At 37.2% G+C, this 10,023-nt stretch carries 6 protein-coding genes; 3 read left to right on the top strand and 3 right to left on the bottom strand.

Annotation, left to right across the window (positions count from 1 at the left end):
* Positions 1-1,963: 1,963 nt before the first annotated feature.
* Genes BLR42_RS13560 through BLR42_RS13570 form a run of 3 tightly spaced genes read right to left on the bottom strand, consistent with a single transcriptional unit; the run spans position 1,964 to position 5,541 of the window.
* Positions 1,964-2,998, bottom strand: coding sequence for a tyrosine-type recombinase/integrase (locus BLR42_RS13560; protein WP_091870164.1), 1,035 nt, complete (start codon positions 2,996-2,998; stop codon positions 1,964-1,966).
* The gene (locus BLR42_RS13565; protein WP_091870167.1) at positions 2,979-3,959 is read right to left on the bottom strand and encodes a tyrosine-type recombinase/integrase; all 981 of its coding nucleotides are present in this window, start codon (positions 3,957-3,959) and stop codon (positions 2,979-2,981) included. Before BLR42_RS13565 ends, BLR42_RS13560 begins: the two co-directional genes overlap by 20 nt.
* Positions 3,952-5,541 carry a tyrosine-type recombinase/integrase gene (locus tag BLR42_RS13570; protein WP_091870170.1) on the bottom strand — a complete coding sequence of 530 codons (1,590 nt, stop codon included), beginning with the start codon at positions 5,539-5,541 and terminating at the stop codon, positions 3,952-3,954. Before BLR42_RS13570 ends, BLR42_RS13565 begins: the two co-directional genes overlap by 8 nt.
* Positions 5,542-5,715: 174 nt before the next feature.
* Between BLR42_RS13570 and BLR42_RS13575 the strand changes: the two genes are divergently transcribed.
* From BLR42_RS13575 to BLR42_RS13585, 3 genes are all read left to right on the top strand, one after another.
* Positions 5,716-7,293: a hypothetical protein gene (locus BLR42_RS13575; RefSeq protein ID WP_091870173.1), complete on the top strand. Its 1,578-nt coding sequence runs from the start codon at positions 5,716-5,718 to the stop codon at positions 7,291-7,293.
* Complete coding sequence (locus BLR42_RS13580; protein WP_139165164.1) at positions 7,274-9,643, top strand: hypothetical protein; 2,370 nt, start codon at positions 7,274-7,276, stop codon at positions 9,641-9,643. Before BLR42_RS13575 ends, BLR42_RS13580 begins: the two co-directional genes overlap by 20 nt.
* Positions 9,644-9,830: 187 nt before the next feature.
* On the top strand, positions 9,831-10,023 hold a 193-nt coding region (locus BLR42_RS13585), incomplete at its 3' end, for a hypothetical protein (protein WP_207648547.1).

The raw sequence follows: 10,023 nt of genomic DNA on the forward strand, positions 1-10,023 counted from the left end.
GGGTAAACGCTCAAATATTATGCGATTGTTTTAAGAAAAAACCAAAGGATTTATTAGATTTTTATATAATTCCCAAAGAAGATATTTTGGAGGGTTTGTATTATAGAGTCTTAATTGCATATAAAATGGGTAGAAAAACTGGAACAGAGAAACAAGTATTTTTTTCTACAGATGTATTTGAGTACAGAAATTTTTTGGAAGTCTATGATTTTTATGTTTGCTATGGTGAGAATCCAGTAGTATTTACAGATATACAGAATGGCACGGTAATCAAATCAAATAGTACTGTTGAAAAGGGATTTGTAGTAAATAAAAGTGGAACCGAATATGCTGTATCAATAAAGAAAGATGGTGGTAAGGAAAAGAGAATTGACGATCTCACTTCTATAACCGAACCAGGAGATTACGATATCACTATTATCTCCGATACAGGTGCTAAATACTATCAAAAAATAAAAATAGCTAAAGGGATAAAACTATCTAAAGTAAATCCGATGTTATATGAGGGAGGGAAAAAGGGAAAGTATCAGATTGAAGAACCTGTTAAAGGGAAAGGAACATTTGGAAAGGAATCATTAGCTGTATTAAAGATTGGACAGGATGCTAATACGAATACAGTTACTGCTGAAAAAGATGGGTTTAACGGATACGGTATTGTAGGTACTAGTGCAAGCATATATTTGAATGTAAGTGCTAGAGATATTCCAGACTATGATGATTGGGAAATATATGCGGATAATTATGGAAAGAAAGAAAATGAAAAGATTGGTTTAACTGAGGACAGTGAGGGTGTGTATGTAGGACCTGTAGATAAAGGAGCATTGGCAGTTCAAAAATCATCGGATGGCATAACATGGAAGGATGAGAAAGTAATAACAAAAACAACGGATTTTTACAACTATTATGGTGAAAAGGGTGACACTCTCATTTATACACCAGATGGTAAGGATGTCTTAAATGGAGTGTACTTGAAAATATATTTTGCGTATGAATTATATCAGAAAAGTACAAAAACCTATGACAAATGTATAGAGGTATACAAAGTATATTTGTGTAATAGTGATCTTGATGCTGTAACTTATAACAATATGACTGTGAAAGATGATGTCATAAAAGCACAAATTGGTGAAGAAAAAGCATATCAAATTGAAGTATATAAAGATGCCCAGAGCCTCAGATCAGGATCTTGCTCTGTATCAGGATTTGAAATTAATACAAAACAGAATCCGACAGTGACATATACAGTTAAGCATGATGGAAATAACATAGCCATTCCATCCGATCATAAATTTACGGCTTCTGGTAGATATGATATTTCTCTTAAAGGGGCACTAGGAAATACCGCTAAAGTAACGCTTTATGTTGATAGAATGACTGCGAAACAGGCATTTGAAAAATATTTTTCAGATGGCTTTATTGAAGGTGTACGTATTTATTCTGAAGGTAACTATCCAGTGTTTGAAGGAGGCAAAACAAAATATAGGATATCTGATATTGAGGGTTCCTTTCTTCCTGTTAATGGAACAATTAAGAATATTACAACTAATCATGAGGTTAAAATAAACGGTAATCGTGATAGTAAAGAGGGAACTTTAAGGACCCCAGGAGAATATGTAGCAACTTTTTCAACTGCTCAAACTGACGCAAAAGGCAAATTGCCTGGCGATTATAGAGTATTTACATACCATTTTAATGTGATAGAAGAAGGAACAGCGCCCGGTCCAGTAAATAATAAGAAAGCACTGTATGATTATGCTCAAACATCTATGAGTGACTCATATCCAATGTACTATGGGTTAACATATCCAAGCGCGACAAAAGGAGATATAACTCTAGCCTTTTTGGATAAGGATGCAGCTTTGGACTTTGAATATGAGTACGATTATCCGCAGTTCCAGATTATCTCTAATCTCATGCGGGAAGTGTATAAATTCTGCAACCTTCCCGCAAAGATTACGGATAACTATTCAGTAAGGCCACAGAAGGCGAGAAGATCGGCTTCTTTTCCCTTCCAGTTTTTAGTGTTTGTTTTATTGTTTGCAGGTTCATGCTCGATAGAGGCAATCGCTTCTGCTATAGTGTCACTATCTGCGTATGCATAGATCGAAGTAGAACTTATATCCGAATGTCCGAGAAAGTCTTTGATATAAGAAAGGGGGACTCCCTTCTTATACATAGCCATGGCTATACTATGACGCAAAACATGTGCATGCAAATCAACAGGAAATGTAGCATCAGTCTCAACTGCTATCTTGGCATACTTTTTAAGCAGATAGTCAACGTTTTCAGCTGACATCATGGTATGCTTGTTATCATGCACAGTATAGAACAGATAATCACTTCCCAAAGGCAATTTGTGAAATTCGGAGAGATATTCATTTAGGTGCTCAACTACTGTACCGAAGAGCGGGATATACCTTTCTTTCCTACCTTTCCCAAACAGTCGCAATTGAGTTGTTTCACCTTTGATGATATCTTCGATTTTTATATTAAGAAACTCATCTATTCTGGCACCGGACTCGTACAGCAGTATCATCATAAAGCGGTCTCTGCGACCCATCCTGGTAGAGATGTCTGGTATTGAGAAAAGTACTTTAAGCTGTGGCTGAGAAAGATATTCTACCTTTGGGCTTTTCTCACCTTTGAATTTATGTATTTTTGTTACTGCTGTGTAATAATTTATGACTGATATATCCTCATCCCCACTATATTTCAGAAAAGCTTTTATTGCAGCAAGCCTTTGGTTAAGCGTTGAAACAGCCAGCTTTTTCTCATCTCGTAAATACACGAGGAAGCCGTACACATGATCCCTGCTGAAATATGAGAAATCCATTGCTGTAAAACTAATGTCATAGCGTTTCTGAAGATACAAGCGGAACTGGTTTATTGCCTGTTTATAAGAGCGAATGGTATTCTTGCTTGCTGATCTGTATGAAACAAGATATATCCAAAAAAAGTTGTGCATCATAATGAAAAGATTACTTGTTGTATTCTTCATGTTTATTTACCTCCGGAAGTATTTCAGAATTAACAGAAGACAACAGTTGCTCCATTTCTGGATAGAATGATGATACAAGATGCAAGTAATAATCCGTAGACGCGTATGTTGTATGCCCTGCATACTCGCTGAGGTAAACGTACATGGAATTGATATCCTTTCCTTCCTTTACCCACTGGTTCAGTCGCTCCGTCAGCATTGTATGTCTCCAATCATGAACTCTGGGACCGTTTCCTGTGACCATTTTTGCTTCCGGAAGCTTATCCCAGACTTCATGGAACCATCGATCCAGCGTGCCTTCAGTATAAAAATCACCAGAACGGTTTGGAAAAAATGGGATCCTTTCAGGAAGCATTGCTTCGATAAGCTGATCATACTCATTAAGGTTTTCGAGGAGATCCTCGCTGACATATATTACCCGTGATGTCCATCCCTTTGATGCATGGACAACAATCCTCCCGGTTAAGAGATCAACCTCTGATCTTTTAAGTGTCAGTGCTTCAGATGCTCTGAGACCGCAACAGTAAAGCAGCCTGAACACCATTGGCGCAACATAGTGTTTAGTAGGAGACACCTTTCTGAGAGGAGTTTTGTCCAGCGAGTTAAAGAAAGAAATTGTTTCCTTTTTAGAATAAATATGAGGTGTATAGGGAACACGATTTTGTATTGTACCCGAGGGGGTTATATATGCCGGGATACCAATACCATTTATGTACTTTGAAAGCTGCCTAACAGCACAGACGTTGTGCTCAAGGCTTTTGGGATGAGATGATCTCCTTTTGATCCATGCATCACTAATCTCTTTGGTTACCGTGCCTGCATACGGAAATGATTCCGCAACCATGGAATCGAATTCATGGAGGATTCTTGTGTTTGATTCATATGGGAACCCGAGGGATTTTTTCAGCGTTATAAAAGACGTTATATATGCGGCCAAGCCGCTGCTAAATTCCTTACACATTGGCAGTACCTCCATTCCAGTGTTTCTGCCCGATGTCTTGGAGATCCAGTGAACACATCCTAAGCATTTGAGCTTCCATGGAGATGTAGCATTTATCAGAATTCTTGTCAGTATGACCAAGTGTATCGGTGATTACTTGGTGTGGTACATTCTTTTCAAGTAATCTGTGTACCATTGTCTGCCTGAATACATGACTTCCTTTGTGCTTGCCATCAACTATGGATGCATTGGAGAGTTCTATTGCTCTCCTGCACAGAGGATACATTTTACCAAGCTTATGATAAGGCGCAAATCTGTTCAAAAACACAAAAGGAGATGGTGGGCTAGTAGACGGTCGTTCATTGATTATATAATCATAGATTGCATTACCCACTTCAGATGTAAGAGGGAGGACTAAGGGCTCGCCAGTCTTATGCTGATGAATTCTTATTCTATCCCCGTACCAGTCTATTTCGTCAAAACGGAGGTTGCAAATGTCTATACTACGCATTCCAAGCCTTAACGCAAGGAGCGCCATAGCCCGTTCACGGAGGAATGAACCATTCAAGTATTCCAGGACTTTTTCCTCGTTTTCGTGATCCAGGTAGGGTACAATCCGACCTCTCTGCACAAACGGCTTTAAAAGACACCCTGACAAATCTTTTTGGGTATAACCATGTTCCCATAGCCAGCGCAGAAGGTTGATCATTATATTGAGCACCGTATGGAGACTGGAAATACAGCATTTCTCTGCAAATGATTTTGATATACACTGCACTGACTCATAAGAAAGAGAAAACATGGCTTCTTTACTGCTGATTTCTCCCAATGAGATCATAGATCGGAACACATAATCACGAAGAGATATCGTTGAAGGGCTGAGATTCTCAGCGTTCAAAGACGATATGTATTCTTTGTGTATGGATTCCAAACCGCCTTCATTGAGTACCAGTTCAAAAGGGGATATCTTTTTCCAGTAATAGTGACCGGTAATGGCAACTTCCATGATTACAACCGTTGCTTTACGATTTATTTTCCAGCGCCATTCCTTGATCAATCCTTTACGATACTTGAGATCATTTTCTTCAAGGAACTCCTGACATCCTTGTGGTGAGTACATTATGTTTCCGTATTTTCTTATGAGAAATGCCTGAAAGTAACGAAGAGCATGAAGATACTGTCCTATTGACGATTTTGACAATCTTATTGCTTTCAAATCTTCAATGGTTCGTGATATCAGAATACCTGAATCAATAGAACCCGAAATAGGAAATACCATGCGTTCCAGTGCTTTGTTGGCATCACCATTTGAAGGGAGATCTGGCGGATTGAAGAATTGCCCTTCTGGAGTAAGAAGGTAAGTTCCAGCTATCTTATCAACTTGTTTAAGAACTTGCAAATGCATTGATCGCCTTTCCTTTGAGCCATGGTCATCATTTGCAAATGCATCAAATAGTTTTTGGCATGGTTCGGATAATTTCATCTGGTTTGCCAGGTTCAATAACTGCTTTAAATAAGCCTGCCTGCTTTGATATGTTGATGGCTTTAACTTGACTTTTAAATCCCTTAACAGCAGTGAAACAATTGATTGCATATCTTTCATAATCTATACTTCCTCCTTTCATTGATGGTAGGATAAGTATAGGACACAAAAGAGTTATCTTAAATCCTGCAGCGCAGATTTCTGCGATTAATGCTTCATACTTCGAGATTGGAGATAACCTGGAACTGCGGATAATCCTGCTTATCAGAAATTTCTGATAACAATGAGAAAGGCATGGTAGAGCCACAAGAAGACGGTACATATAGATATAAGGGAAAAATGATATTTGCACAAAAGGATAAATATGTTTCTGCTATTGATCTTACAGATGCAATATATAAATTTGCAGAAGAGGCTGTATTTATTTCATATTTTGATCTCACAGATGATTTTACATATGCAACTTTGAGAGACGATGACTTAAAGAATAGTATAGATGATCTAAGATCATACAAATTGGGTAAGAGTGCTGTTGTATTTGCGCCAGGTGAAAAGGAAAAGCTATGTAAATTGGATGTACTTCCTGTTATTAGTGACAAACCTTGTTATTATATTATTCCTGGGAAGGCTGGAAGTACTAAGAAAGACCACACAGACTTCAAACTTACTAGGGATGAACATGGATATGATTCGGATAAAGCTTATTTAACAGATAAAAATGGGAAAAAATATGATCTGGAGTATGGAGAAAGTGTTGGAAAACAGCTCAATAAAGCTGGTTGCCCTAGTGGAATAGTCTATATTACTGAAGAAACATGCTATGGACAGGTAGGAAATCCATATGAAGCTATCTTTATTGCTGATGGGGATAATACGGGAAAATTAGGCATTACTTGCTATGAGGATGGAATACAGTCCATGAAAACATTTACACAGGAAGATGATGGAGAAACCTTAGAGGTAGAAACCTTCAAAATTTCAAGTATATCCGATGAATTAGACCCGTATTCTATTATAAAAGTAATATCTCCATCAAATGAAACAACATATTATGTAGCTGACCAGGAGTATACAAGAGTGTGGGCTGATCAAGGCGAATATAGAATATCGCTTATAAATAGACTCGGTTTTTCATTTTCTGTAACGATAAATGTTAAAGCTTCAGAATATGCAACAATATCTTTTGAAGGTGACGGAACTGACAATATAGAGTCAATAGTTACAAAGAAAAATGAAGAAAATATAGAATTGCCAGAGTTGACGAGGGAAGGATATACCTTACTTGGATTTGAGGATGAACAAGGCATACGCTATTCGAAACAGATTAGTCAAATTTCATTTGTTGGTAATAAAAAACTTAAACCCGTATGGGAGGCTAATAAGTATAAGCTAATTTATAAGGACGCTAGTGGTAAAGATATAAAGGCTGTAGAGGTTGAATATGGTGGTAAGTATGAACTAGAGACTTTTGAGTGGGATGACAATGTTTTATTTATGGGATGGACAAGAGAAGGTAAATTGTTGGATCAAGGTATTATTAGTGTTGATAAACAGGAAGATATTGTACTAATTCCACGTTTTGAAGAAAAAATAAGTTCTGAAATGACGTTAGGAAATGCTCAAAATAACGAAACTGAAGATATTATTAATAGTGATGAAAAAGATATTTCAAACATTGAGCAAGAAGACAAGCATAATGAAAGTGATGATAAAACTGTTCAATATCTATTATATATTTTGATATTTGCTACCGTTATGACTTTATCAGTATTGGCAATAAGGAAAAGGGAGTACATCAAAAAAGCTATTGGTAGGTTTGTGGCAAAAAATGATTCTGTGAAAGGAGATAAGGATGATGAAGACAAATCATAAAAGAGTCCTTTCTTCAATAATTGCGGTAATGTTATTGTTGACCACAGTAACAGGCTGTGCTAACGAATCGCAGAATGCATCGATAGATATGGGAATTTCAAATTCATCTATTAATGATTTTGGCATGAGCAGTAGCAACCATTCCGAAGAGAAGGCGGAAGATGAAGCAAGTACTTCTACACTTGAAAACACTATTATTTCCAATGTGAAAACGGATGAAATAGTAGAGAAAGCTGTAGAGAAAATCCAGAATAATCTATCTATTAATTGGGAAGATTACATTGGTGATGTCGAAACTTTTGTTTATGGCCTCATTGCTAATCAGCTTGGATATCAATATGACGTTTTCTCTGCATCTGTTGAGTTGCCTGATGGAATAGAGGTTACAGGAATTGGGTATACGGATTATCAGGAGTGTTATGCAAATGATGATGGAACAAAAGTATGCTTTAAGGCAGGATTTATTGCTTGTTGTGGTGAGGAGATAATTTCTAAAGAGGATTTTGATTCAGGACTTGTGCTAAATAATCTCGATTATTCAGATGATGAAACGTCATTTATCGTTGGATATCAGAGTGAAGCATTTACAGAGCATAGTGTTTTCTATAACAAATACATAAAATATGGTGTCGATGACGATGGGCAAATATTTTACGAAGTCCTTGATAACAGTGCGGAAAACTATGATGAGGAATTAGGATCACTATATTCATACGATGATTCGAGGTACATTTTTGATCTTGATGTTGGTGAATATAAACCTATTACGGGAGAATCACTGTCTACACAGATAGATTTTGAAGAATTGCAGAATCAAATAAATGAAATAATAGAGAAGCAGGATAAAAATTTTGCCACTGTAGACATAGAATCAAGCGTATATTTTGCACAAAGCTCAGTAGATAGCTATCTGTTGTCCCTTCAAGAAGAAACATTTTTGGGATATGATGTGGAGCAGCTAAGGGAAGCTGCAGCTGCGTTGGATCCAATGGAATGTTATAGGATTACAAATGAAGGCCTTATTACAATTGATTTGGAACATTCTACAAAAGACCAAGTGGCACAGTGGCTTGTTGGAACTACGTGTGTAGTTGTAATAGCGGCTGGATTAGTCGGTTCAGTTGTTTTTATAGAGTGCCCGGCACTGTCTGCAGCATCAGGTGCGATGACTGGTGTGGCTATAGAAACATTTATGCAGGTGGTCATAAATAACCAAAAGGTACAAGATATTAATTGGACAAAGGTGGCCATTGCTGCAGTATCAGGTGCGACTGCTGGATTTTTAGGTCCATATATAATGGCGACTACTTCTGGAGCAGCAACTTTTATAGTCGATTCAACATTAGATGGACTAATTGGGGCTGTAGAGCAGACGGTATATGCTTGGATGGACGGAAAAGATGGTATGGAAATGGCAAAATCATTTGGCACAGGATTTGCTTTGGGATTTTGTATGAGTGCCGGCTTCAAAGCTGCTGGAGCTGTAATAGGAAGAGTTGCAAATAAAGTTGGACCAGGTATAGCTAAAGCGGGCAAAAAGATTTTTCCTAAGTTATCTGGAAAGACAAGTAAATTAACAACTGCTTTATCTAAAAAACTATATGGAATGAAGGCTGTAGCAGATTCTTCAGTTTTCCATAGCAAGTATATTTCAAAGAAATTATCCTTTAGACAACTTGAGAGAATTATAAGTAATAATACAGATAATTTGAAAAACAAGTCAATAAAAAGCCTCAAGAATGTAGATATATATGATGCGGATGGGAATAAGATAACGAAGGATGCATTAGAGGAATTATTTGATAAGGCAGATAACAATACCATTATAGGCCAATATAAAATTGGGGATGATATTATAAAAATAAAGAAAGAGAATGGTATTGTTGGAATCGTTTTTGATGAGACTAAGTATCAGAGTGTTGAATTACCAGAAGGAATAAAATATAAGCTGGGAAGTACTAAGTCTAAACAGAGAACCGAAAATTTTGAAGCGGCTGCGACAGAGTTTAAAAAGAGATGGGTTAATAATCCGGATGAGATACCGGATACGATCATGGAAGCTATGAAGAAGAAAGGATACTCAGTTGATACAATAGAAGATATTGATCCCAAAGAGATAGTATCAATGGTTAGAGATACAAATAATGGATGGGTATTCCATGAGAACATAGATATGAAAACTATTACATTGGCGCCTAGGGCGCTGCATGACAAAGCCCGTGGAGGTATTTCACATATGGGTGGTTTTGGCTTAGCGAAATACTTGAAAAAACATATGGGGTCGGAGTTCTTCGAAAGATTTGTAGAATCAGCAGCAACTGGAACTGTTATTGCAATAAGCGAGGGATAAGGTTATGTTTATGGATCCTTTTAAGAATCAGCGTAAATGTTTAAAGGAATTATATGATGAAAAATGAGGCCTCTGGCATATGTGTGGAAGCCTACGCACCTTAACAACATAACAATATATACTTGAAAAGCCATCTGGCTTTCCTTAAAGTGTAGCTGACTAAGAAACACAAAAGGAAAGGATCCAGATGACTTCAGCTACTACTTTATTCAAGGAACTCTTAAATGTCAATGATACGATTATTGATGATATCAAAGTCTCAAAGAACCACTATGATGAAAAGGTTCTTATAGCCAGGATTCATCCTCGCAAAGGGCAGCAATGGAAATGCCCTATATGTGGTAAGCGATGCAAGGTTTATGACCAGCCATACGAAGAAA

Source organism: Butyrivibrio sp. INlla16, from assembly GCF_900104155.1.
In the GTDB taxonomy this organism is placed as follows: Bacteria; Bacillota; Clostridia; order Lachnospirales; family Lachnospiraceae; genus Butyrivibrio.

Excerpts from the sequence above, each read along its gene's own strand:
- BLR42_RS13560 (WP_091870164.1), bottom strand. The coding sequence starts at position 2,998 with ATGAAGAATACAACAAGTAATCTTTTCATTATGATGCACAACTTTTTT.
- BLR42_RS13565 (WP_091870167.1), bottom strand. The coding sequence starts at position 3,959 with ATGTGTAAGGAATTTAGCAGCGGCTTGGCCGCATATATAACGTCTTTT.
- BLR42_RS13570 (WP_091870170.1), bottom strand. The coding sequence starts at position 5,541 with ATGAAAGATATGCAATCAATTGTTTCACTGCTGTTAAGGGATTTAAAA.
- BLR42_RS13575 (WP_091870173.1), top strand. The coding sequence starts at position 5,716 with ATGGTAGAGCCACAAGAAGACGGTACATATAGATATAAGGGAAAAATG.
- BLR42_RS13580 (WP_139165164.1), top strand. The coding sequence starts at position 7,274 with ATGATGAAGACAAATCATAAAAGAGTCCTTTCTTCAATAATTGCGGTA.